We start from the raw sequence: 25,409 nt of genomic DNA, 5'->3' as shown, positions 1-25,409 counted from the left end.
AATACTGTACATATGAAAAAGACAAATTTACTCTTTATTATACTCTTGCCGTTGATCATGCTTTCTTGTTCCAAATGGCTTGATATACAGCCTGAAAGCGAGATCGATAGGTCGGTACTCTTTTCGACGGAAGATGGCTTCAAGGAAGCGCTGATCGGGATTTACACGCGTTGCGCGAAGGACGACCTTTACGGTAAGGAACTGACCATCGGGACGCCGGAGGTACTGGCCCAGAACTATGCGATGACCAGCAACGATGCGCTGCGTTATCAGCAGACCCTGCTGTTTAAATATACCGACGGTAACTTTATCACGCGGAAAGATAATATCTGGAAGGGGCTCTACAACGGAATTGTCAATGCCAATTTGATCCTGGCTGAGATTGACGGAAGAAAACAGCTGTTCAGGGCAAACAATTATGCATTGATCAAGGGTGAGGCTCTGGCTTTGCGTGCTTATTTGCATTTTGATGCACTGCGGCTCTTTGGCCCCGCTCCGGCAGTCAATGCAAAGGCAGAGGCGATACCGTATGTCACGTCTTATTCGAACAAAACGACCAAGTTGTCGACAGTGTCGCAGGTACTGGATTCGGTGGTCCGTGACCTGGAGCAGGCGAAAGAATTGCTCACGGTGGACCCGATCCGTCTAAAATCCTATATCATTGGATATCCGACCGTGGATGATACCTTGAAAAATTCGGAACTTCATGACAAGAGCCTTTTTTTGCAGAACAGGCGGCATAGACTCAACTATTATGCAGTATGTGGTCTACTGGCCCGCACCTACCTATATAGCGGCGACAAGGCAAAAGCCCTGGCCAATGCCCGGGAGGTTATTGATGCCAATAAGTTTCCCTGGACCAATGCTACCGACTTCCTGGCGGTGGATGCCAATAAAAAGGATCGTATCCTGTATAAAGAACTATTGTTTGCCTGGTACATTCCGGCCATGAACAACACCTATAATAACGAGTGGTTTTTGGAAAGCAATAGCGCGATGTATCTAGATCAGGATGAAGCGCAGGCCATTTACGAAGTGGCGGGAGCAGGTGGGGGAGATATGCGCTATACCCAGTGGTTCGGTAGCGTCAGTGTGGGGAACTCCTATATTTCGACCATACTCAAATATCGACGTAACACGCTGGGGGATAGTTTCGCTGCCAATTTGCACTATCTGGTAGCTCCCGCAATCCGGCTGAGCGAAATCTATTATATCGCTGCGGAATGCAGCTACCAAAGCGGGCCAGCGCAGGCGGCAGCTTATTTGGACCAGGTGCGTGAACATCGTGGAATCGGACAGAAGGTGGATATTTCGACAGCTGCAAAGCTGCAGAGCGAACTCCTGAAGGAATACAGAAAAGAGATGTATGCTGAGGGGCAGCTCTTTTATGCCTATAAACGGCTGAATGCGCCGATCACTGGGCAGCAGGGCACGAGCATCCCAGCCAGCCAGCAAATCTATGTCTGGCCTTTGCCCGACGACGAGATAATTTATGGACAACGCTAAATAGTGACCACATGAAAAAGAATACATTTATAGGCCTGATACTGCCACTGCTGTTGCTGTGCGCCTGTAAAAAGGCAAGCTTGACCACCTATGACAGGAACGCAAATATTTATTTTGACCTTACTGGGGCTGAGCGCGATAGTATGGTGTACACTTTTGCATATGATATGACAAAGGCTGTAGACACGATTTTGATCCCAGTGAAAGTCATGGGGTACCGCGGGCAGTTGCTACGCCACTATAGCGCGTTTGTCGAGAAAGATTCTTCGACGGCACGCAGCAATGTACATTATGATGAACTGAAGCCGGAATATCCCATTGAGGCAGAGGCCGGCCATGCCTTCCTGCCGTTGATCGTCCATAATATCAGTGAGCTGGAAAAGCAGTCGGTATCGCTGATCGTCAAGCTTCGCGCTTCCGATGATTTTGGTGTCGAAAACCCACAGCTGGTACGGGCGCGGATCATCATTTCGGCACAACTGGAACAGCCGGCATGGTGGACCATGTGGCTTGACAATTATTCCAGGGTGAAGCATCAGCTGTTTTTGATTGTCACGGAACAGCGTTCGCTTTCCATGGTGGGACTTGATGCGCCAAAAAACCTGTATTTTGCCAACCTACTGCTGATGATGCTCAACGATCCGTTTAAATGGGTAAAAGACCATCCAGAGAAAAATTATGTACTGCGCAGCAGCGACAACGGACAGACATACCTGTTTTACCATGTGGACAATCCCAACCGGACGATCTTATTGCGGAAAAATACTGCGTCAGGCAAGTACTACTTTATTGATGAAAATGGAAAGGAGGTACGCTAGATGAAGGGAATATATGCTATTTTTTGTGTATGGCTGGCTGTGTTGGCTGGCTGTTATGAGGACAAGGGCAATTATGTGATCGATATACCCGCTGCGCCGGTAGTGGCCGGTTTGGATACCTTATATGAGGCATCCGTAGGTGACAGCCTGATCATTGCCCCCAGAATCACGGGCATCGATCCAGCTAGCCTGCAATGCCATTGGCGTATCGATGTGCCTGAGGCGGTTGTGCCCGAAGCCAACCATTATGACGGTCCTGCCTTACGAATCGTATTTGGCCTGCAGGCCAAACGGTATACTGCCCGGCTTACTTTGACGAATACCGCCAACGGGATGAAGTATTTCTATAATTTCAAAATACAGGGAAAGACCGCATTTTCACAGGGATCGTTGGTGCTTTCGGTCCAGAACGGGGTCAGTATGCTCTCATTTATCAAACCCGACAATACCGTACAGCCGAATATTTATGAGGCTATCAACGGTGAACAATTGCCCGCAGAACCTTTACATATCCATTACTTAAAAAATCAGTATACAAGCAATACGCCTTTAGGATACTGGATCATTTCAAGGCAGGCGGGTGGACGGATCGATGTCAACGATCTGGTCAAAGAGACGCTTAAACCCGGCACCTTGCATGACAATTTCTTCCTGGCACCAAGCACGATCCAGGTGGGTAGTCTGCAGGCTCATCCCCAAGGTGTCCTTATGGGCGTGATCAATGGTAAATTTTATGGCGGTACGACCACCACATGGGATCAATCCAACACGTATGGGATGTTTGGAACCTATGCGGACGGCGACTATGAGCTGTCGCCCGAATTTGTGCTGACAGCGGTGGACGACAACTTTAGTGTGATTGCATTCGAGAAAAATAAAAAGCAATTTGTCCGCATCAATATCGATGGTAGCCCCATGTATTTTGGTACGCAATACAGTGCAGCACATACGGAGGTTTTTGACCCGCTCGATGTGGGAATGGAGCTCGTCAAAATGCTGCAGATCAACAATACGGATACCTACGCCTATGTCAGGGATACAGCGGGAAAAATTTATGAGCTGAAGTTCAACGCAAACTTTAATGGTCCGTTTTTGATTACGGCAGGGCACAAAAGGCCGTTTATACATCCGGAATGGATCAAGGAGGAGACCAGGATGCTGGCGGCCCGGAATGGCTATATCTATGTGGCCCATAGAAACCAAATATTTCGTTATAACCCTCTGAATCAGCAGGTCGACCTGCTGAAAACGGAGATGCAATCCGATATCAGTCTCTTAAAGCTGGAGGATGATCAAAATACGCTGATTGCAGGGACGGCCGGCTCCCTTTATTACCTGGCGATCCAGGTGGGCAAAAATGGGGAGCTCATCAAAAAAATTGACGGTATCCCGGGTAATCCTGTGGATATGACCTGGCGGAAATAAACCAAGACAGAAATCAAATTAAATAATTAAAGGACATGAACAATTTAAAAATAATGGCATGCGTGCTGGCTTTGCTGCCAGCTGTATCCTTTGGGCAGGAAAGTGGTTTTCAGATCAGCGGTACTGCACCGAAAGCCTTCAATGGAAAAAAGGTATATCTGGATTATACAAAAGACGGTTTTCCGGCATCTGACTCTGTTGCTATTGCCGATGGCAAATTTAGCTTTACAGGGGCAGTGGAAGAACCAACCTATTCACGTATGGTCTTTGATCCGGATGGAAAAGGCAAGATGCTTGCCCAGAATATCGGTGATCGTCTCTATTTCTATCTGGGCAATGAGCATTATACCATTGGAATCAGGGATTCGCTGAGAACGGCTTCCATAAAAGGATCGCCATTGCACAATGCTTATGTTGCTTATCTGAATGAAATTGGGGGCGGCTTTATGGATATCATCGATGCGGGTAACAAAGCTTTTGCTGCGGTAGACAAAGATGCTCCGGATGCGGAGGCGCAATACAAAGCGATCCATGAAAAATTTGAAGCAAAATTTGAGGATCGCCGTGTCAAAGAGCTGGCTTTTGCAAAAAACAATCCGAATTCGATCTTTGCGGTAGATGCCTTGATCGATGCAGCCAACAAGCGTAAGCTCAGCGAGATCGAGCCTGTGTTTCGGAAATTGTCCAAAGAGGTTCGTCAACTGAGCACTGCCCGTCAGTTGGAGGCACGCTTTCTTGCTGAGAAAAGTGTAAAAATTGGCAATAAGGCGCCTGATTTTTCTCAGCCTGATATCCGGGGGAAAATGGTTAAGGTGTCAGATTTTAAGGGACAATATGTGCTGATCGATTTTTGGGCGAGCTGGTGTAGCCCCTGCCGTGCCGAAAATCCGAATCTGCTGAAAGCGTACAACAAATATAAAAGCAAGGGGCTGGAAGTCCTGGCCGTATCGCTGGATGATACCAAGGGTAGGAGCGCTTGGTTAAAGGCCATCAAAGACGATGGTCTGCCCTGGATACATGTCGCCGACCTTAAAGGCTGGAGCAATGAGGCTGCCGTACTGTATGGCGTACGTGCGGTGCCGCAAAATTATCTTGTAGATCCGCAAGGGAATATTGTGGCTTTAAACTTAAGAGGTGAGACTCTGCATCAGGAGCTCGCGCGGATCTTTGGTAACTGATGTAAACAATACAGGACAACGATCGGTAGTGTAGGGTGAAAATGCGCTAATGATTCGTTATTTGTTAATGGGGTGTCCTTCGTGATCGGGCACCCCATCGTTGTTCTCTCTTCCGTTGCTCATACTTTTCGGATCCTATTCATCTTGAGCGCCAGTTTCATGAGGGTATTATTTCTTCAGGATTTTCAGCATCTGCCCGGCATAGTTTTTCCCGAGCTGCCGGTATCCTGCAGGACTGAAGTGCAATCCATCACCAATGCCACCGCATCCGGATGAGGAGACGATATGCGCTGTGGGTAAGGTACTGGGCAATGTTCGGATTATGCTGTTCATACTAGCACATTTGCCGCCTTCTTCAGCAGAGAGAAGTTCTCCAGCTAGGAGGGGAACGTTCTCCGCTCTTAAATTGAGGTCCTTCAATAGCTGCTGGTATACTTTTTTTACCTTCCGTGGCCAGTCGAGATCTCCGGTATTGGATTCGCCCTGATGGAGCAAAATCCCTTTGATCACGCCTTTCTGCTGCGCAATCCGAGCCAATTCTACCAGCTTTTTGTAGGGATCGTTATCATAAGCGGCGAGCATGGATTTCATCCAGTCGGGAGCCCGCTGCACATAACGTTGGGTGCTATCCTGATCAAACAACTGGATATGGCAGCCTCCAACCGCGATATTGAGTATGCCGACTTCGATATCGGCAGGCAGGTTTTCGACCAGCGTCCTCCCAAAGTAGTCTGCCGGCGTAAGGCCCGTTTGGCACCGGGTGATCGGAGGCTGAGCTGGGTACCATTCACCAGCACGGCGACCCGACTCTGGACAATCCACAGCCTGTAAGGCATAGAAGCGTTCGACGGCCGAGGTATCTTGTGGCTCAAAACGGCCATGGCCTTCCATGTTGGACTGACCAAAGCATAGGTAAATATGAAAATCTTTATTTTGCGCCGTTGCAGCTGCCGCCGACAGGTTAACCATCACGGCAAAGATCAGAAGTCGTATCAGATGTTTATATTGCATAGTCATAATATACAAAGTATTTCGCGATAGGTGGGACCTACCGCGAAAAAAATGTAAGGGAATTGGGGAAAAAGTTAAATATCATTTTGTCTGCTGCATGTAGCATACAGCCTTAGTTCATCGCTAAAAATTTGAATTTGAACAACTGACAGGATGTACCATAATAATCCCAGAGATGCAGGGCCGAATTGCCGTCCATCACACAGTTGGGCACATCCCAGCCACGGGTAGCATCGACCTTGGACAGGATTTTATAGTAGCCATTGGCTACTGGTATCACCTGCCAGGCCTGAGCATCGTTGCTATAATTCTGCCAAAGACGGATTGCGGTACCCAAAGTATTGCTGCCGCTTTCCAGATCGATGCAACGGCCGGAGCTGCTGGCTTTGGACACAAAACGCCAGTAGCCATTGCCCGCATTGATGGCGACCCACTGCTGTGCTGTAGCGCCGTTTCTGGTCCATGGCCTGAGGACGGCGCCATTGGCGTCTTCACCGAATTTTAAATCCAGGACTTTGCTGGCGTCAGTCTGAAACTCGATCTCATAAATGCCATTGTTGACCAGTCCCGTGACGGTGCAGTTGGAAACGGGATAATTGGACGTGGCGTATTGCTGAAACCACTGTTTGACGGGTGCCGCACAGGCCTCCCAGTCGTTGTTGTAAGCCGTACCTGCATTCGGGTCGCCTTTATGGATCAGATTGTCCGGTGCGAGTACATTCCAGCTCACATTGCCGGATTGATCTACGATATATTTGAGGTTGGCCCCAAAACCATTGCCTCCAGCCGTACCTGTGTTGCCGATACCGAAGGTGCCGTACCCCTGTGGAGCCCAGTCGGTCTCGGTAATGGCTATAGGCGCAATATCGGCAATCGGTTTGACATTGGTATTCCAGGCATTCTGGAAGGACTGATAGTTGTTGACCCCACCCCAGTAGCCGGGATAGATATGGACCGCGTAGCCGATATTGCCGCCCGTGATCGGATGGTTGACATAGCCTTGGTAATGTGACTGCCATCCGGTACCCGGAACCCAGCAGACGTTATTTGCACCATTGTTACGGATGATATTGACCAACGGCTGAAAGAAATTTTTGAGTGCCGCAAAATGCTCGTTGCCCGTCGTGCCCCAGACACCATTGGTACCCAGTATTTCTACCGGTTCGTTAGCCAGTTCGAACATCACATTGTCGGCATTTTTCAGCCCGGGATGTTGTGATAAAAATGTCCATACGGTCTTAAGATAGCTGTGGTAAGCATCATTGACGGCGATGCGGTGTGGACATACACCGGGAGGCCTTAGGATAACGTACATACCCCGGCTGCGGGCGTGATTGATCAACGGAACAATGACCTGGTCGGTATAGGTAACCAGACGGTTGTAATTGAATCGTGATATGTCGTTTTCGGGAATCGGGGCCCCGGGATCATTGGTCCAGTAGGGGTCGATATGGAGACGGATATAGTTCAGGTACCAGCCGTCAGCGGCACTGCTAAGCTTGTCCATCACTGCTTTGTTGTAATTGAGTGCACCCTGTACATTGTAATTATCCCAGGTACAATAGCCCGAATTGGCTCCATATTGACAGCCATTGAACCAAGGACTGGGGGTAATGGCAACACCGTGCAGGACAACATTGTTGCCGCAGGGGTCTTTGAGGTGCTTGCCGCCCACATGCAGCGTCGGTGTAGGTCGGGGCCAGGTAGTCACTGCCTGGGCAGATACATTCGCTTTAAGGCTTTTGCTGGACTCTTCGGGTAATATCTTCTCGTCCAGTCTCGAGCAACCCAAGATCAAACTGAGCAAGAACACCAGTAGTAAGGTTGTTTTGTTTGTTCTCATAATTTATCATTTAATTTAGTGAATGGATTATTTTTTGTTCATCAATGCTTCGGCCATTCCTTGATAAGCAGGCTTGCGGACAAATGCTTCGGTCCATAGGCCAATTGGTTCACCGCGCCGCCAGAACGAATTGTCCTGATCAGGGCTGTCCAGCGGACTCCAAATGGTGATTCCGTATTGTTGTTTTTTTGGAATGAGCTCCAAGTATTTTTCAGCGACAAACTTATACAGCTCAGCTTGTTTCTGATACATTTCGGCCGTGGCATTGGCGGTCTTGATGCCGTTGCCGAGGCCAATATCCAGTTCCGAAACCTTGATCAGTTTGCCGGTGGCAGCCAATAGATTAAACATATGGATAATATTATCCTTGCTGGTGTGGATATCGATGTGCATCTGGGTGCCAATCCCATCGACTTTGGCGCCTTTACTTTCAATATAGTTAACATAGGCGATCAGGCCTTTACACTTGTCTCCACTACCTTCGAGTCCGTAATCGTTGATAAATAAGAGATCATCGGGATTTCCATATTTACGGGCCAGCTGAAAGGCTTTAACCGCATAATCCTTCCCCAGGTAATCCTGCCAGTAAAATTCATCGGCTGCTAACTCTGTTTTTCCGATACCCGTTTTTAAGGCATATTGATCGGGCCAGTCAGACATAGGTTCATTGACTACATCCCAAGCTTTAACGTACCCTTTGGTTTTGTCTAACATGCCTGCAATAAATGTGTCGAGGGCCTCGAGTAAAATAGCTTCTTTCTCGGCGGGTGTTTTTTCGATGATACGGTCTCCGGGGCTACCATATCCCTCACCGTCTGCGGATAGACCTCTGGTAGAATTGTTGCCCCATCCGGTCCATCCATCTGCATTGGTTTCAAAGTCACCGTTGGAAATAAGATTAACTGAACTTCCGGATTTTGTCAAGATCACTTTATCGATAAAAATAGTGCCATCATATTGCCCAAAGTTGATAATGAATCGATTGCGTTCTGCGGTGGCTGTTACTTTGAGCTCATAGGCTTGGTAATGGGTTGTCAAGGCGAGTGTGCCCATGTTATTCCCTGTATAATTACTGGAGGTCTGAAGGTCTATCCCGATATTTCCTGCCTTACTGCCACGGGCCATGATCTTAAGTATATATTCACTACCGACTTCGGTTGGTTTAATATCATATGCGGTCTGTGCTTCCCATGCATTCACTACCGAAGGGTTGCTCATCTTTAGTGCATGTCCGGCAAGGGCAGGCCCTCCGGGGCCGGGAATGACAATGGGTGCGATCAGCTTATTCAGGTAGGCAGCATTTTGTCCTGAATGCCAGCATAAGGTGTGGCCATAAATTGCCATATTGTTTTCCTTTGCGGCGGTAATCAATTGTTCGACACGTGCCAGGTTAAGCGTTCCATCTGCCGTCACAATAGCACTATGTTTCATTTCATAACCCATCACCATTTCGTCAAAATTACGGTTGGCGAGTCTGTACATTACCCCTTTGTTAAAATAGTCATTCATATTGAGTGCCACCCCGAGCTTAAACGCTGGATTTGCCTGTCGGTTCAAATAGCTTTTCAGTGGATGATAGGAATCGATATCCTCCTGCGCCAGCACTTGTGCAGGTTTCTCCACCATATATTCCAGGGGCTTGTACTTGGAACAGGAACTCCAGACGCTGCCGAATGAAAGCAGGATGGCAATCGTTTTATTCAATGGTTTCATCGTTGTTCTTTTTGGATACATACTACTTTTTGATTGGTGTAAACGTTTCCATTTTTACTCCTCTGTCGCGCATGACCAAGGTATCCCTGCTGGTGACGGTCATCTGGGGCATATTAATGGAATAAGATAAGTATAAGGCATCACGGTCGGCATTCCCCCAACTGTTCTTTTCTCCCCGCTTAACAAATCTGCCACTGCCGCTGGCGGTAATCCCCGAGCTTGCCGAGCTGATACTACAGTTGTTGTCATCGTCAAAGATCAACATCAGGTTGACGTTGAGGTCTACCTGATCTGTACCCTTAAAAGTCAATGGGAGAATCGATTTTTTGAGCGCTGCTGTACTGAGATTTTTTACTTCATCTTTTTCCACATAGGCTTGACGCCTGACAACGTTTTTTGTCAAGCTTCCATATCCTTCTTTGCCAGCGATCTGATCCGTACCGCGGCGCAGGTAATTGCCATGCCACGGATTGATATATTTGAGAGCATAAAAAATAAAATCCTTCGGTGTGACATCCCAGTCGGATGCAATTGCTCTATTGGGATTCGGCCAGGAAGTTCTACCGGAAAGGATGGAATCTGCATTGACGACCTTTGTCATCCTTAACGGCAAAACGTAATAAGTCTCGATAGATTTCGGGTCATCAAAAAATGCATCGGTCAGCTGAACCTCCACGCCACCCGTTAAGCTGCCTTTTGGAATGTTGATCTGATTGCTGCTAAGTTCATAATAGTGGCTGGGCAAAGCCGTGATCGCTGCTCCGTTTTTGTAGCTAAGGCCGCTTGTGAGGCTGTTGTCAACAACAAAGTCTATCCGTATGTTCTTTTCGTTGGCATATACGCCAGCTGTCGTTGCCATGACTTTGACTTTATGTTGATTGTCCAGGCTGTTGTCAAAGATATCTTCCCCCAGAGTGACTGTCCTGACAGGAGTCTGATAAGCGAAGTATACAGATTGAAATTCAAAGTCCGGGAACTCCCAGTCGTTATTTTTGCAGGACGCCAGACTTACCAAAGTCATCGCGTATAGTAGATTGATCTTTTTCATCGTCAAAAGTTTATTGTTAGTTCCATCCCATGTTTTGTGTCAGATTGCTGTATTTCAGTACTTCGCTGTAAGGAATGGGACCATGGTACATAAAGGGTTCATAAAGTCTATTTTCCACGGGGATCTCGGTATAGGTATTATTGCTGATACTGACTCCTTTTGCAGCAACATTGATATCCATTTTCCATCGGCGCAGATCCCAAAACCGAAATCCTTCAAAACAAAGCTCCAGCCGACGCTCGTTTTGGATGAGCTGCCGCATCTGATCCTTGTTGTTTTTTACCTGTTCCAGATAGGGGTCACCATTGGTCGTTCCTACACCTGCACGTTTCCGGATTGCTTTAATGATGTCATAAGCTGAGAAAGTAAAGGTCCCCATACCTGTAGGTCCCCAGGCTTCATTGGCGGCTTCGGCATAAGCTAAATAGATTTCTGTCATTCGTATACGAGCTGTGAAATGCATTTGCTGGGTAGAGGACGAAGGGTTTAAGTTGACGTCCTGGCGTAGCAGCTTTTTCAGGTAATAGCCAGTCCGGGTCGATGTTTCGACCTTATTCAACCCGTCGTTGGTGGGGCTATTTGCTGAACTGTTGATGACCGTATTGCTGACGCCCGCTGTAGCGCCGTTGACAATAATATAAGCTTTGAGCCTCGGATCTCTTTTGTCATAAGGATTTGTTTTGTTGTATCCCGAATTTGCATCACTGATCGGGTAGCCATTTTCCATCGGAAAGGCATCGACCAGATTTTGAGTTGGATTGAGTCGCCCATTGCCGAATAATGTGGGTGGAAAATGGTCTTGTTCCATGCTATTGCCATTACCTTTGTCTGTGCGCCATAATATCTCTGCGGGGTTTGCACCTGAAGCCAGACCGTCCACCATATCTTTATTGTACCAGGTAAATCCCTTCGGATCGATACCGCCGGGTCCTCCCTTGGCCTGAATGACTTGTCCTGCATAGGTTGCAGCTTGTTCCCAGGTCGTTCCACTACCCTCACTATATGCTGGGCTTGCAGCGAGCAGTGCTGCTCTGGCGCGAATGGCCTGTGCGATGCGCTTGGTCATCCGCAGTTTAAAATTGGATCCGAATACTCGGTTGTAATCATCTTTATTGATGGTTCCTGCATATTTCGCCGGAACCTGACTATCGGCACTGATATCTTCGTAATCCATCGGCAGGAGTTCTTCAGCTTTCTTGATGTCTTCATATAACTGTTGCATGCATGCTTCGAATGGTGCTCTGCTATGGTTAAAGTCTGAATTAACGTTTTCGGGTTCAAGGAGAATCGGTACGCCAAGAATTTCGCCGTTAACGCTCTTACCGGCATGCGATTGCAGTAGGTAGAACATGAATAGGGCCCGGAGACCATAGGCTTCACCTTTCATCCGGTCATTAAACAGGGCACTGATCTTGGGATCCAGCGCCCATTCCACTTTGTCGCTTAAGGATAAAAAGTTGTTTAGATATTGCATGGCTGCATAGCTATTGCGCCATTGGTCAAAAGGATTGTTTATGCTTGTCCATTGTCCGGTTGCTGATTTAAGGAAACTATTGTTCTTATCGTTGCTCACTGCATTGTCTGTGGCGACATCATCGAAGCTATAGCCGGGAACGCGGTTGTAGCCGTTTAACAGCAATCCTTGTGCATACAGGGGACGGCTATCGGCCGTCTCAATTTCAAGGTTATTTTCAAGTGCAGGCTCGAACATATCTTCACAGGATGAAAACAGCAGGCTGCTCATGATGGCTATGGTTAATATCTTTTTCATTATTCTTGTCTTAAATATGCATGATTAAAATAGCGCCTTCAGTCCCAGGTTGAAGAATCGCGTCTGTGGTGCCTGTCCGACATTTAACAGCATGGTTTCTTTTTCCTTGGCTATGGTCAGTAGGTTAGCTCCGTTGGCATATATTCCCAGTTCGTGTATAAACTTGGAATGGAACATACGTTTGGGGAAGTCATAAGATAGCTGCACTTTCGACAGGTTGATGCGATCGGTCTTATACAGCCAGAAATCTGAACTGCGAAAATTATTGTCACTATTGAAAGTGGTGAGACGCGGATAAGTTGCGGTTTCCTTGGTTGACTCTGTCCAGCGATTACGTACCACGACCGAATATTTGTCCTCGCCGTCTACCCAAAAGTAGGAGCTGTTTTTGAGTGCTTTGGCACCAAATTGTCCCGTTGCTGCAGCAAACAGTGTGAAGTTGTTCCATTTGACTGTTAGATTGGCACCTAATGTAAGTGGAGCACCGGCAAATCCAGCTTTACCTAAATAAACTTCGTCGCGTGTATCAATGGTGCCGTCCCCATTCTGATCCTTATACTTGATATCACCAGGCTTGACTTCACCGAATGAGGAAAATGGAGAATTGTCAATATCGGTCTGGCTGCTATAAAAGCCTTCATGCTGTAATCCCCAGATGGCATCCAGCGGCTTGCCAGTTCTGTTTTGATAAGCATACTGATAGAGTTCGTCTCTTTTTGCTGCGTTTGTGGTATAGTACATTCCATTGAAGCCCAAGGACACATATGCCTGATTGATGTGTTTGTTCAGATTGATTCCAAAATCAACTCCTCGTCGCTCGTCATCGTTAAAATTCACATAAGGGAGATCCGAGTAAACCGGCCAATACGTCATAAAGTACATGGGGTATTGTGTTGAAGCCTGAACTAGGCCGCCACTCATCCGATTAAGAAAGTATGAGGTATTGAATGTAATCAGGTTGTTGAAGAGGCCCCCTTCAAGGTTGATGTTGAATTCCTTACGTTTTGGAAATTTCATGTTCGGATTGTCGCCTCTGCGCCGGTCGAAAGAGTGGACAAGCTGACCATCGTTCCAGCTATACCATGAGGCCTCGTTGTAGGTGTAATAGCCCTGATAGAGGTAATAGTCAGTAATGTCCAGATCGGTGTTTAATATACCTGCCGAAACGGAAAATCTTAGATCGTTGACCACTTTGCTGTCAGCCAGAAAATGTTCCTCTGACAGACGCCAGGCAAGTGCCAGGGTGGGAGATAGGGCTTGCCTATTGCCTTGCGGTAATTTTGCTGAATGACTGTAGGCGCTGCTGAAGTCAACATAATATTTACCAGAATAGTTGTAGCCTAACTGTAGTCCAAGATTGGCATTACTGGTCTTGTGGTAGTTACCGGACGTACCGATCTGGAATGCGTTGGCCAGGAGGATCGCTGAAAGATGGTGTTTGGCGTCGTAAGTACGCGTAAAGTTCAGGGAGCCATTGAGACCGATTGTCTGCCTGTAGTTGCTGCCGCTTATATTTTGCAGAGGTCACTTCGGAGGGTTTCCATTTTTACGGGCTGGATCCCTATCAGTACTACTCCGCGGGATACGCCTGCTATCTTTCTGATATAAGCTTGCAGCAGGATTCATGGGATGTCTGGGACAACCATATGCCGGTGACAAATCTAAAAAACGGTACTATTGTCGGATTTAAATATTTTGGATTTGGTGGCCTCGATCAGAATAAGTTTGGGTTGAAGGCATTTGAAGGTACCAGACCGGGAAATAATACAGCTTTTAATGTATTTATTACGCCCAAGTCCTCTCGAGCTTTTAAGATCAATGTGTGGCTTGACGGACCTTGGGACAATGATATCTGGAAAGGCAAGCAGATCGCGCAGATATCAGTTCCGGCAAATGCGAAGTCAGCCGTGACAAAGCTGACCGCTGACGTATCAAAATATGTTGATCACCTGGATCGCAAACATGCACTGTACCTAGTCGCAGAAGGTGCGGATGGTGAGGCATTGTTTGATTTTATTGGTCTTGGTTTTAGCTCAAAAGCGCATAAAATTGAGCGTCCAGTATCACCTACTGTGCATGTTACGGTCAATGGTCAAAGACTGGAACTTCCCTCTATTCCGGAGAGATCCACAGACAGCAATGGATTAATCGGCTATAATACCTACGAAGTCGCTTATTCTGTGGCGTCGGGCAGTGAAAATATTCCGGTAGTAAAAGCATCTTCGGATAATCCAGCGGTCAAGATCCGTGTTAAGCAGGCTGATTCGTTAAGTGGTCAAGCTTTGATAAATTGTACATACAACGGGCAGATGAAAAGCTATCGTGTGAAATTTAATCAGCGGTAAAGCAGGCTATGACGTCCAGGCAGCATAGTATGGAACTATACTGACAATTTTAGACAGATTACGGACGGCAAGTCAAGAACCCTTATTCAGCTACATGATTATGAATATTGTAAAAACAATTGGCGTGGCCCTGATGGCACTATGGGGTATACCACCTGTCCCTGCCGTTAGGCAGCAGGCGAAGCCTACTGCAGACTCGGTGCGGCTAAAGGATGCGTTCGAACATAAATTTTTTATCGGTACGGCGCTTAATCTGGAGCAGATATGGGAACGGAATAGCAAAGCGGTAGCTGTAGTCAAGAGACAATTCAACTCCATTGTGGCAGAAAACTGTATGAAAAGCATGTTTTTGCAACCTCGCGAAGGTGAGTTCTTCTTTCGGGATGCAGACCGTTTTGTTGCATTCGGCGAAAAATATAAAATGCAAATGATCGGTCATACCCTAATCTGGCATTCGCAAGCTCCGCAATGGTTTTTTGTTGACAAAAACGGAAAAGAGGTGTCGCGGGCGACGCTGATCGACCGCATGCGCAAACATATTCAGACCGTAGTGTCCCGATATAGGGGAAGGATATTCGGATGGGATGTCGTCAATGAGGCCATACTGGATAATGGTGATTGGCGAAAAAGTAAATTTTATGACATCATCGGTCCGGAATTTATTGAACTGGCCTTCAAATTTGCCCATGAAGCAGACCCGGAGGCAGAACTATATTACAACGATTATTCGACCGCCATTCCTGCAAAAAGGAAGGCAATAATGGCGCTGGTACAACGGGTGAAGGCTACCGGAGTGCCAGTGCATGCCGTGGGTATGCAGGAGCATAATGGCCTGTACAGCCCCGCACTGGAAGAAGTGGAGAAGACGATATTGGGTTTCGCCAGTTTGGGTGTACAGGTGATGGTGACCGAGATGGATATCTCGGTACTGCCACATGTGCGTCCGGAAATGGGGGCAGAAGTTGGCGAACGTCATGCCTACAGTAAAAAGATGAATCCATATGACAAAGGCTTGCCTGCCAGTAAAATGGCTGAGCTTGGGAGGAGATATACAGATTTCTTTAAGTTGTACCTCAAACATCAGGACAAGATCTCACGGGTGACACTGTGGGGCGTTGCTGACGGCGACTCGTGGAAAAATGACTGGCCGATTGTAGGTCGTAAGGACTATCCCTTGCTATTTGACCGCGACTATCAGCCCAAATCTTTTGTCAGGGATATCATCCGTGTGGCACAGCAGGCACAAAAAATGGAAAAAGTGGGGAAGAGCAGGTATCTGTATCCTGACGACTATATGGCTGATCCATCCGCACATGTTTTTGAACATAAAATCTATATATATCCCTCGCATGATAGAGAAAGCGGCATTCTAGAAAACGATAGCGGTGATCATTTTGACATGCAGGATTATCATGTGTTTTCGATGGAGGATATCGGTGGGAAGGTGGTCAATCATGGGAAGGTCCTGGAGATAAAAGATATTCCCTGGGCTGGCCGGCAGCTGTGGGATTCGGACGTTACGGAAAAAGACGGCAAATACTATATGTATTTCTCTTTAAAGGACAAAAATGATATTTTTAAAATCGGTGTGGCAGTTGGGGAAAGGCCTTACGGACCATTTGTACCACAGGCGAATCCGATTAAGGGAAGTTATAGTATTGATCCCTGTGCGTTTAGGGATGAAGACGGTAGTTATTACTTGTATTTTGGAGGTATCTGGGGTGGCCAACTCCAGTTTTATCGAAACAATAAAATTACTGTGCCCATAGAATTACCGCCTGCCGAAGCGCCTGCTCTGATGCCGAAGGTGGCTAAGATAGCTGGAAATATGTTGGAGTTTTCGGAGCAACCCCGCGACTTGGTCATTCTGGACAAAAGCGGAAAACCTCTGAAACAGGGGGACACGGAGAAGCGTTTTTTTGAGGCTTCCTGGATGCACAAATATAAAGGCAAGTACTATTTTTCCTATTCAACTGGTGACAGCCATCTGATCTGTTATGCCATCGGGGACAATCCCTATGGACCTTTTACCTACGAAGGCATATTATTATCACCGGTGGTGGGCTGGACCACACATCACAGCATCATGCCGTTTAAAGGGAAGTGGTATCTCTTTTATCATGACTCGGCGCCATCGGGCGGCAAAACCTGGTTGCGAAGCATGAAGGTCGTCGAGCTGGAATACGATAAAGATGGACGTATAAAGCCTATAAATGGACTGACCTCCTGACTTCAGTAGCTTGAATCGATTCCAGTAGGCGCAGCTGCCGTCATTGGCAGCTCGGCTGTGCCCGACCTGTCGGGCACCTCGAATGGTTAAGAACGCCGAGAGTAGACGGTAAGAAGCTGGTATTATCGATCCATCAGCACTACGACAAAGCAATTGCGCTCGGACTTGACCTGATAATAGAGATAACCTTGATGAGCCTCGATGATGGATTTGGAAAGTGAAAGTCCGATACCGGCTCCATCCTTGCGGGTGGTGTAAAAAGGGAGGAAAATTTTGGAAACAATTTCAGTATCAATCAACGGACCCGAATCCATAAATTCGAGAAAGATACGTGTGTTGTCACGGTAGGTATGGATATGGATTTCCTTGACCTTACTCGTACTGAGGGCGTGGATACTGTTAGTAAACAAGTTGATCAGTACCTGTTCGAACTGTGCCTGATCAAGCTGGGGGTACAGCTGCTCGTCGAGCAGGGTGGTAAACTGAATACGCTGTTCGTCCAGTAGATACTGATAATTGGCCATCATGTTATGGATGAGGTCATTCAGTTTGACCTGCTGTAGTACAGGTGTGGGTAACATGGTGAGTTTGCGGTAGCGGTCAACAAAGTCGCGCAGATGATTGCTGCGGTTGATGATCGTTTTGATGCTTAGTTGCATATCCTGAAGATCTTCCTGATCCCATTGATCTTGATGTAAGATCTCGTTCATGTTTTGCGCCAGCGCGTGGATAGGGGCAAGCGAGTTCATCAGTTCGTGTGAAATAACTTTCATGACATTTACCCAGGCTTCATTTTCTTTACTATAGATCACGCGATGGATGGAGTCGACCAATATCGTATAATAGGTGTCTCCTTTAATCTGTGTGCGTGAAGTCTGCAGTATAAAGGTCTGGCGCTCGCCTTTGTCGACCCTGATATCCAGGGCCGTTTTAAATTCTCCAAATTTACGTTCTTCAAGAAGTGCGTAAAACTCCCCTAAATAGTTGGCTATCAAGCTCCAATCCTTCAGCGTTGGAAGTCCAAAATAATGCTGGAAGTACTGGTTCATGAACAGGATCTGCGTTGGCTGAGGGCTGAGCTTTAGGATGATCAATCCCGAGTCCAGACCATTCAGAATCTGGTCGTACAGTAATTTTTGAGACCGAGAGCGACTCTCTTTTTCACGCAGCTGGTTATACAGCCTGATGCTGTTCTGTACAGCCTGATTCCGTGTATCTATTTGAAAGTCCGCCGAATAGTCTTCATGCAGCATAGCCGACAAGATCTTGTCAATTCTGGAAAAATAACGGTCAACGAAGAAACAGGTTTCAACGATCAACACGGCCAGCAAACAAAGGAATAGGATGCCTGTAAAATAATAGTACTGCATAAAGACCAATCCTGATGCTGATATAACAATTAGCATCAGGAAGATCCTAAAGACCAGCTGTAATGTTTCCCTTTTATTTTGCATATTATCGGTGCTGGATGTTATACTTTTCTAACTTACGGTATAATGCCGGACGAGAGAGTCCCAGTTCATCCGCCGCACGCGAAATATTACCGAGATGTTTAGACAGCGTCTGTTCGATCTTGATCTTTTCTATATCAGAAAGGGTCTGGTCGCGGGCAGCCTGAAAGTCCAGCATGAATTCACTGATACCTAAACTCTCCAGGTCGACCGCGCCCTGCTCGGAAAGAATCGTCGCGCGCTCGATACGGTTTTGGAGCTCACGTATATTGCCGGGCCAGTGATACTGGCTCAACCTGTCCATAACGGCAGAATCAATTCGTGGCTTTTCGACCTGATATTTTTCTGAAAAGATATCAAAGAAATAGTCGATCATTCCGCCAAGGTCTTCCTTACGTTCGCGGAGGGCTGGGATCTCGAGGCTGATGGTGTTGATCCGATAATAGAGGTCTTCTCTGAATTCTTGTCTTTCCACAGCTGTGGTGAGATCTTTGTTGGTAGCCGTGATGATGCGCACGTCCAACTCTCGGGGTTTGCTTTCCCCGAGACGGATGCTGCTTTTGGATTGGATGACCTGAAGCAGTTTGGACTGTAGGTGAAGTGGTACGTTGCCAATTTCATCCAGAAAGATTGTGCCACCGTCAGCGGTTTCGAAGCGCCCCGGTCGATCCTGTATGGCATCCGTAAAAGCGCCCTTAGCATAACCGAACAGCTCGCTTTCAAAGAGATTTTCGTGGAGTGATCCCAGGTCCACATGGACAAAGGGGCCAGCTTTTCGGTCTGACTGTTGATGGATATATTCGGCTAGGACATACTTGCCGGTTCCATTTTCTCCGAGAATCAAGACATTGGCATCGGTCTTTGCTACGCGGTTTGCCATGTTGTAGACACGTCGTATACACTCGGATTCACCAGCGTAAAATTCAGGTTTGGATCCGATAACCTTACCCTTACTCTTACGATATTGGTGAACCGCCTGTTTGATATTGTCGACTAGCCTGTCGTTTTCCCAGGGCTTCAGCATGTAATCAATAGCCCCCAGTTTGATGCCTTCTACCGCACGCTCCACCTGGCCATAAGAGGTCATCAGAATTAATTTTACATCCGGAAAATGTTCCTGAATTTCCTTTAGCCGATAGATACCCTCCTTACCATCTTCGTAACCTACCCGAAAATTCATGTCCAACAGGACGACCTCGATCTTCTCTGTAGCGATGGTGGAAAGAAGTTTGCGCGGATCGTTCAGCGTACATATTTTTTCGAAATATCTTTTTAAAATCATCTTTGCAGCAATCAGGACTTCATCCTGATCGTCAACAACGAGTATGGCTGTATGAATCTTTTTCATTTGGGGTCATTAATTGTACACAACTGTACGTACATTGTCCGGTTTAGGACAGTACGCTCAAAATAGATTTTTATAGTGAATTGAATACCAGTTTGATATAATTTATAAATGCAATGGCATAAATATTATGATTTAATATTCAGGAAAAATTATTAAACTAATGGATATCATTGTACCCCGTAAAAATAGAAAAAAACAATTTATAGCCATAGCAAGTCTGGGAATTTTAGCATTTATGGGGATGAGTGTTTACCTGATCAATAGGCCTCGTAGCCTGGCGGTAAAGCGGAGTGAGGTACTGATCAAAAAGGTTAAAACAGATGCATTTGAGGACTTTGTCCTCTTCCAGGCGCAAGTGGATCCGCTGAATACCGTTTTGGTGAATGTGGTCGAAGGAGGGTCGGTGCAGGAGCGTTATGTAGAGAACGGGGCGATGGTGACGCAAGGTACGCCTATCGCACGTATTTATAATCCGAACACGGAATTCAACTATCTGTCACAAGAAACCGGAATCATCGAGCAGATCAACCAGTTGAACGTAGCCAAGCTGAATATCCGTAATCAGGAACTTGAACTTTCTAAGGAGCTGGTGTTGATCGAGCACGATTACAATGCTGCAAAGATGGAATCAGAACTCAACGATAAACTTTACAACAGGAAAATTCTTGCCAAGAATGAGTATGCTGCAGGTCTGGAGAAATTAAGATACCAAAATGAACGCAAAGACATCATCCAACGGAGCATTCAAAGGGAAAAAGAGACCAATGCGGTGCAGATGAAACAGATCAATCAGGCTCTGGCTATTATGGAACGGAGTTTGGAAACCCTGCGCGCCAATAAGAAGAATTTCTTGGTGGTGGCTCCCGTATCGGGCCGACTGAGTTCTTTTGAAGCCAGTCTTGGAGAAAATATTCCGGCAGGTACTGCTATTGGAAAAATCGATGTGATGAAAGGCTACAAATTGACTGCAATGGTGGATGAGTTTTATCTCGATAAAGTAAATATGGGGCAAAAAGGTACGATTGAATACAAAGGCAAATCAGTAGACGTAAAGGTCATTAAAATACTGCCTGAAGTAAAAAGCGGACAGTTTAAAGTGGAACTGGGTTTTGGTGGCGGACAACTGCCGGGTCTGCAAGAGGGTTTATCTTTTGGTGTCAAGTTGATCCTCTCCGGAAGGGAAGATAAGCTCGTGATTCCAAAAGGAAGCTTCAACACGGTTGCCCAAGGAAAATATGTCTTTGTTGTGGACGGCAATCAAGCCCGGAAAAAGCTTATACAGCTCGGTCGTGAAAATCCATATTATTATGAAGTATTGGACGGACTGAAAACTGGAGACGAGGTGATTATTTCAAAATATGATGATTATAAAAGTATCGAAAAAATTGAATTAACAAAATAAAATGAAGACAGCAAAATATTTACTTCTATTATCCTGTATCGGATTTAGCCTGGTCGCTACAGCTCAAAAAGGAAGACCGAGTATCAGGTCGAATGGTCCGAAAATGTCCATACGCGTGGATGGACGATACCTTAAAGATTCATGGAATATTTCACCTGAATTGAAACCGGACCCATATAAGACGTCCGCTAAAAAGGTGACTTTTTATACCGATATCGATTCGATAAGTATTGTAGTCGATAAAAAGAATCCTGTCGACTTTAATGTGATCTATAAAAATGATACTGCTTGGACAAGGGTTGAGTATCAACCATCACGTCTGGATCAGCTTAAGGCGGCGGCGAAATATAATAGCGATGATCGTCGCGAGGTCCCAACGTTTACTTACCAAAATAAAGAAAGTCCTGAGCTGAAGAGCATCAGACAAAAATTTAATCTGGATTCGATCGCTGGCGAGGGATCGATGAACGCTAAATTTATCAACCTGATGAACTGGGTACACAATATTATCCGTCATGATGGCGGAAGTGAAAATCCCGTATTGAAGAATACGGTCGATCTGATCCGGATCTGTCAGGAGGAAGACCGGGGTGTCAATTGCCGGATGATGGCTATGGTGCTTAATGAATGCTACCTGGCGATGGGTTTTAAATCGAGATATATTACCTGTATGCCCAAGGAATTAAAGTTTGACGATTGCCATGTTATCAATATGGTCTTTAATGAGGAGACCAATAGTTGGGTGTGGATAGATCCTACCTTCAATGCCTACGTAATGAATGAAAAGGGGGAATTGCTTGGTGTAGCTGAGGTACGAAGCCGCCTTGTGAACAACCAGCCATTAATTTTAAATCCGGACGCCAACTGGAACAATAAGGTGACACAAACGAAGTATGATTATCTGGAAAATTACATGGCAAAAAATCTATACCGCATTGAAGCTCCGGCATACAGCTGCTATAATGCTGAAACCTGGGCAGCGGTAAAAGATATCCAATATGTCGAACTGCTACCTCTGGATGCCCTCAACCAAACGCCGCAGCATATGGAACAGGTACGGCAGGATACAGGGACTAAATTTACACGTTATAAAACCAACAACCCCAACTTATTTTGGGTCAAACCTTAATACAGTCAACAACATAATGATACAGATAAAAGATTTAAGCCGTGTATTTGCCACTGCAGATGTGCAGACACGGGCGCTTAACCATGTTAGCCTGCACATTGCAGAAGGTGAATTCGTTTCGATCATGGGGCCGTCGGGCTGTGGAAAGTCGACATTATTGAACATTATCGGCTTACTGGATGAGATCAGCTCAGGATCATATCTATTGCTGGGGAAGGAAGTGGCCGGCATGAACGAAGTAGAGCGGTCCCGGATGCGCAAAACCAATATTGGTTTTATCTTCCAGAATTTTAACCTTATCGATGAATTGAATGTGTACGATAATATAGAACTCCCATTGATCTACAATAAAGTCCCTGCGGCGCAGCGCAAACAAAAGGTCAGGGAAATGGCCGAGAAATTGAATATCTCCCATAGATTACAACACCATCCCCAACAGCTTTCGGGAGGGCAGCAGCAGCGGGTAGCCGTGGCAAGGGCACTGATCTGTAATCCAAAAATCATCTTAGCAGACGAACCTACGGGAAATCTGGACAGCAACAATGGCAACGAAGTGATGGAACTGCTGACCAAGTTGCACGCACAAGGTACAACCATCCTGATGGTAACTCACTCGGCCCACGATGCTTCGTATTCCCAAAAAATCATCACGATGAAGGATGGAGAGATCCTAAGCGAGAAAGTCAATCAACGGGTGGTGGATGTGTTTCAGTCCTAAGTCAAGTAATCAACGAAATACCTATTTCTTTTAAAATACATAGATCATGTTAAAAAACTGGTTGAAGATATTTGTTTACAATTTTCTGCAGAATAAGCTTTTTTCCTTGCTGACAGTGCTTGGCTTGGCCATAGGAATGACAGGCGTGGTTTTGGCGTCATTGTACTGGGAAGACGAACATGCTTATAACAAGTGGGTCCCCGACAAAGACCGTATTGCAGAAGTCACCATTGAATTCAGGGAAAACAAATGGGCCTGGATGGTGGCGCCGTTAGGTGCGATGCTGAAAGAACGAAGCGCGGAACTTGATAGCTACCTCTACTATGCATCTCAAGCAATCAATGAGCCGTATCGATACCGAGGCAAATCGACTTTCATCAAAAATATCTTAGACGCACAGCAGAATTTCTTTGATTTCTTTCCTTTTGAGATTGTCCAGGGGGACCTGAATCAATACAAAGAGAACAGTAAAGCTGTAGCGCTGGAAGCTTCGGTAGCAAGAGAAATTTTTGGGGATGAAAATCCGATCGGAAAAATTATTACCAATTCCTATAATAATGAACGTATTGTCGCAGCAGTCTATAAATTGAACGATAAGACATCCGTTAAACCAAACATGTTGCTCCATGATATGGATAACACGATTAAAAATGGCGTTCAGTCCAAGAATATGAGCGACTTCAACTACGGTCTGCTGGTTAAGGCGAAAACCGTTGGACAGCTGGAGGCTGTCCAACGGTCGCTGAATGTGATTATGGATGAATTTTTTACAAACCAACAGGCCCAGGAGGCGGGAATTAGCAAGGACGCTTACGAGGAAAAGTATGGCAAGTTTGCTTTTCATCTGACCATCTTGGCAAATAGCCGTCTGGATGCATCAGACATGCCTACGGGACTTCCTGAAGGAAAAGGAAATAGAACATTTCTGATTATTAATGTGGGTTTATGTATACTCATCCTGGTGATCTCCATTTTCAATTATATCAACCTCTCTACTGCATATGCCATGAAAAGAGCGAAAGAAATAGGTGTTCGGAAAGTAATCGGCGCTACTCGAAAAGATGTGATCTTACAGATGGTTTTGGAAACTGCTCTGACCGCCTTGATTGCGATCCTCTTAACTTTTGCGCTGGTCGAAGTGCTATTGCCACTATATAATAGCTTACTTGATAAACAATTGGCAATGGATTTTGGACAATATGGATTGCATTTTCTGGGCCTGCTACTGGTTATTATACTGCTGGCGGGTGTCCTACCAGCGCTGTATATTGCGAAATTCGAAATTCTCAAGGTCGTCAAGGGCAACTTTTCCCGAAGCCAGTCAGGTATCTGGATCCGGAATACGATGATTGTGCTCCAATTTTGTATAGCCACCTTCTTTATCATTTCGGGGATCGTCGTATCTCTACAGGTAAAATTCGCCATGGAAAAAGATCTTGGTTTTAACGGTGATCAGATAATAAGCATCGAATGGCCAAATCAATACAACAATAAATTCAAACAGTATCAGCAAATTAGACAAGAGTTGAATAAAATTGCCGGTGTCGCGGATGTGAGTACCTCCAGTTTTGTCATCGGCACGGGTGCTGCATCATCGTCCGCTATTATCTATAGAGATAAGAATGTACAATCGCAAAATATTGCAATCGATTTTAATACGCTGGATATGTATGGGATCAAAATAGTACAGGGAAGAAAATTACAACCATCTCTGTCTTCGGATACAATCCATTCCGTACTGTTGAATAAAACTGCACTGGAAGCTATTGGGGAGAAAGATCCGCTTAACAAAAAGATTAACCGGAACGGCCAAGAATTGACTATCGTAGGTATTGTGGACGATTTTCATCTTTTTGGTCTTGACAATAAAGTCCCGCCGATGACAATTTTCCATTTTAATACTATTCCGTGGATGCAAAGTAATATCAATTCTTTAGTTGTCAAGGTCAAACCCGAGCACATGGATAAGACTATTTCGGCAATTGAAAGCTACTGGAAGAAGAATGTGGATGCCGAACGCCCGTTTGCGTACGATTTTGTGGATAAGGCGTTTGCAAGGACCTATCAACAGTATGTGAAACAACGCAACGTATTTAATATTCTGACGGTCGTGGTGATCAGCATTTCGCTACTGGGGTTGTTTGCGCTCGCATCTTATACGATGGAACGCCGATATAAAGAGATCGCCATTAAGAAAGTACTGGGCGCTGAAACGCGAGAATTGGTCGTGAATCTGATTAAACAATACCTGGTGCTGCTGGTTGCCGGTTTTGTAATCGCGGTTTTACCGAGCTTCTACCTGATGCAGAAATGGCTCAGCAATTTTGCTTATCGCATCGAGCTTCCTCTCTACGCTTTTCCGGTCTCGTTGCTGATGATGCTGGGATTGACCTTGGCGGTAGTACTGAGCAAAGCCATTGCAGCGACCAGGATCAATTCACTTACTTATCTTAAATACGAATAAGACGCTTAC

General features: G+C 46.0%; 18 protein-coding genes. 10 read left to right on the top strand and 8 right to left on the bottom strand.

Annotated elements, in window-relative coordinates; translation table 11 throughout:
• Window positions 1-12 precede the first annotated feature (12 nt).
• Genes FGL37_RS25155 through FGL37_RS25140 form a run of 4 tightly spaced genes read left to right on the top strand, consistent with a single transcriptional unit; the run spans window position 13 to window position 4,927 of the window.
• Window positions 13-1,506, top strand: a complete 1,494-nt coding sequence (locus FGL37_RS25155; RefSeq protein WP_028068686.1) for a RagB/SusD family nutrient uptake outer membrane protein — start codon at window positions 13-15, stop codon at window positions 1,504-1,506.
• Between the two features lie 11 nt (window positions 1,507-1,517).
• Window positions 1,518-2,324 (top strand): DUF4843 domain-containing protein, encoded by an 807-nt coding sequence (locus tag FGL37_RS25150; RefSeq protein WP_028068685.1) that lies wholly within the window; start codon window positions 1,518-1,520, stop codon window positions 2,322-2,324.
• Window positions 2,325-3,749 (top strand): PKD-like family lipoprotein, encoded by a 1,425-nt coding sequence (locus FGL37_RS25145; RefSeq protein WP_028068684.1) that lies wholly within the window; start codon window positions 2,325-2,327, stop codon window positions 3,747-3,749.
• A gap of 35 nt (window positions 3,750-3,784) precedes the next feature.
• Entirely contained in the window at window positions 3,785-4,927 is a 1,143-nt protein-coding gene (locus FGL37_RS25140) for a TlpA disulfide reductase family protein (RefSeq protein WP_028068683.1), read from the top strand.
• Window positions 4,928-5,095: 168 nt separating this feature from the next.
• On the opposite strand, the gene FGL37_RS25135 is transcribed toward FGL37_RS25140, so the two are convergent.
• From FGL37_RS25135 to FGL37_RS25110, 6 genes are all read right to left on the bottom strand, one after another.
• The gene (locus tag FGL37_RS25135; RefSeq protein WP_232048776.1) at window positions 5,096-5,944 is read right to left on the bottom strand and encodes a sialate O-acetylesterase; all 849 of its coding nucleotides are present in this window, start codon (window positions 5,942-5,944) and stop codon (window positions 5,096-5,098) included.
• Between the two features lie 106 nt (window positions 5,945-6,050).
• On the bottom strand, window positions 6,051-7,781 hold the full coding sequence (locus tag FGL37_RS25130; protein WP_028068681.1) for an RICIN domain-containing protein: 1,731 nt from the start codon (window positions 7,779-7,781) through the stop codon (window positions 6,051-6,053).
• Window positions 7,782-7,808: 27 nt separating this feature from the next.
• Window positions 7,809-9,494, bottom strand: a complete 1,686-nt coding sequence (locus FGL37_RS25125) for an endo-1,4-beta-xylanase (RefSeq protein WP_028068680.1) — start codon at window positions 9,492-9,494, stop codon at window positions 7,809-7,811.
• 22 nt (window positions 9,495-9,516) lie between these two features.
• Complete coding sequence (locus FGL37_RS25120) at window positions 9,517-10,542, bottom strand: DUF5627 domain-containing protein (RefSeq protein ID WP_028068679.1); 1,026 nt, start codon at window positions 10,540-10,542, stop codon at window positions 9,517-9,519.
• A gap of 16 nt (window positions 10,543-10,558) precedes the next feature.
• The gene (locus FGL37_RS25115) at window positions 10,559-12,313 is read right to left on the bottom strand and encodes a RagB/SusD family nutrient uptake outer membrane protein (RefSeq protein ID WP_028068678.1); all 1,755 of its coding nucleotides are present in this window, start codon (window positions 12,311-12,313) and stop codon (window positions 10,559-10,561) included.
• Window positions 12,314-12,337: 24 nt separating this feature from the next.
• The gene (locus FGL37_RS25110; RefSeq protein ID WP_051606505.1) at window positions 12,338-13,504 is read right to left on the bottom strand and encodes a SusC/RagA family TonB-linked outer membrane protein; all 1,167 of its coding nucleotides are present in this window, start codon (window positions 13,502-13,504) and stop codon (window positions 12,338-12,340) included.
• Between the two features lie 461 nt (window positions 13,505-13,965).
• Here FGL37_RS25110 and FGL37_RS25105 point away from each other — a divergent pair, with 461 nt between their 5' ends.
• Window positions 13,966-14,658, top strand: coding sequence for a carbohydrate-binding protein (locus FGL37_RS25105; protein WP_138097080.1), 693 nt, complete (start codon window positions 13,966-13,968; stop codon window positions 14,656-14,658).
• A gap of 100 nt (window positions 14,659-14,758) precedes the next feature.
• On the top strand, window positions 14,759-16,888 hold the full coding sequence (locus tag FGL37_RS25890; protein WP_232048775.1) for an endo-1,4-beta-xylanase: 2,130 nt from the start codon (window positions 14,759-14,761) through the stop codon (window positions 16,886-16,888).
• Between the two features lie 122 nt (window positions 16,889-17,010).
• On the opposite strand, the gene FGL37_RS25090 is transcribed toward FGL37_RS25890, so the two are convergent.
• Both FGL37_RS25090 and FGL37_RS25085 read right to left on the bottom strand, forming a co-directional pair.
• Window positions 17,011-18,342: a sensor histidine kinase gene (locus tag FGL37_RS25090; RefSeq protein WP_028068675.1), complete on the bottom strand. Its 1,332-nt coding sequence runs from the start codon at window positions 18,340-18,342 to the stop codon at window positions 17,011-17,013.
• 1 nt (window position 18,343) lies between these two features.
• The gene (locus FGL37_RS25085) at window positions 18,344-19,687 is read right to left on the bottom strand and encodes a sigma-54-dependent transcriptional regulator (protein WP_028068674.1); all 1,344 of its coding nucleotides are present in this window, start codon (window positions 19,685-19,687) and stop codon (window positions 18,344-18,346) included.
• Between the two features lie 160 nt (window positions 19,688-19,847).
• Between FGL37_RS25085 and FGL37_RS25080 the strand changes: the two genes are divergently transcribed.
• The 4 genes from FGL37_RS25080 to FGL37_RS25065 are packed head-to-tail and all read left to right on the top strand — an operon-like array spanning window position 19,848 to window position 25,400.
• The gene (locus tag FGL37_RS25080) at window positions 19,848-21,089 is read left to right on the top strand and encodes an efflux RND transporter periplasmic adaptor subunit (RefSeq protein ID WP_028068673.1); all 1,242 of its coding nucleotides are present in this window, start codon (window positions 19,848-19,850) and stop codon (window positions 21,087-21,089) included.
• Window position 21,090: 1 nt separating this feature from the next.
• On the top strand, window positions 21,091-22,218 hold the full coding sequence (locus FGL37_RS25075) for a transglutaminase-like domain-containing protein (RefSeq protein ID WP_028068672.1): 1,128 nt from the start codon (window positions 21,091-21,093) through the stop codon (window positions 22,216-22,218).
• A gap of 16 nt (window positions 22,219-22,234) precedes the next feature.
• Window positions 22,235-22,936 carry an ABC transporter ATP-binding protein gene (locus tag FGL37_RS25070; RefSeq protein ID WP_028068671.1) on the top strand — a complete coding sequence of 234 codons (702 nt, stop codon included), beginning with the start codon at window positions 22,235-22,237 and terminating at the stop codon, window positions 22,934-22,936.
• 46 nt (window positions 22,937-22,982) lie between these two features.
• On the top strand, window positions 22,983-25,400 hold the full coding sequence (locus FGL37_RS25065) for an ABC transporter permease (RefSeq protein WP_028068670.1): 2,418 nt from the start codon (window positions 22,983-22,985) through the stop codon (window positions 25,398-25,400).
• Window positions 25,401-25,409 lie beyond the last annotated feature (9 nt).

It is taken from the genome of Sphingobacterium thalpophilum, from assembly GCF_901482695.1.
GTDB lineage: Bacteria > Bacteroidota > Bacteroidia > Sphingobacteriales > Sphingobacteriaceae > Sphingobacterium > Sphingobacterium thalpophilum.
Note: the sequence above shows the minus strand (reverse complement) of the source record. Positions and strands in the feature narration are given on the sequence as shown.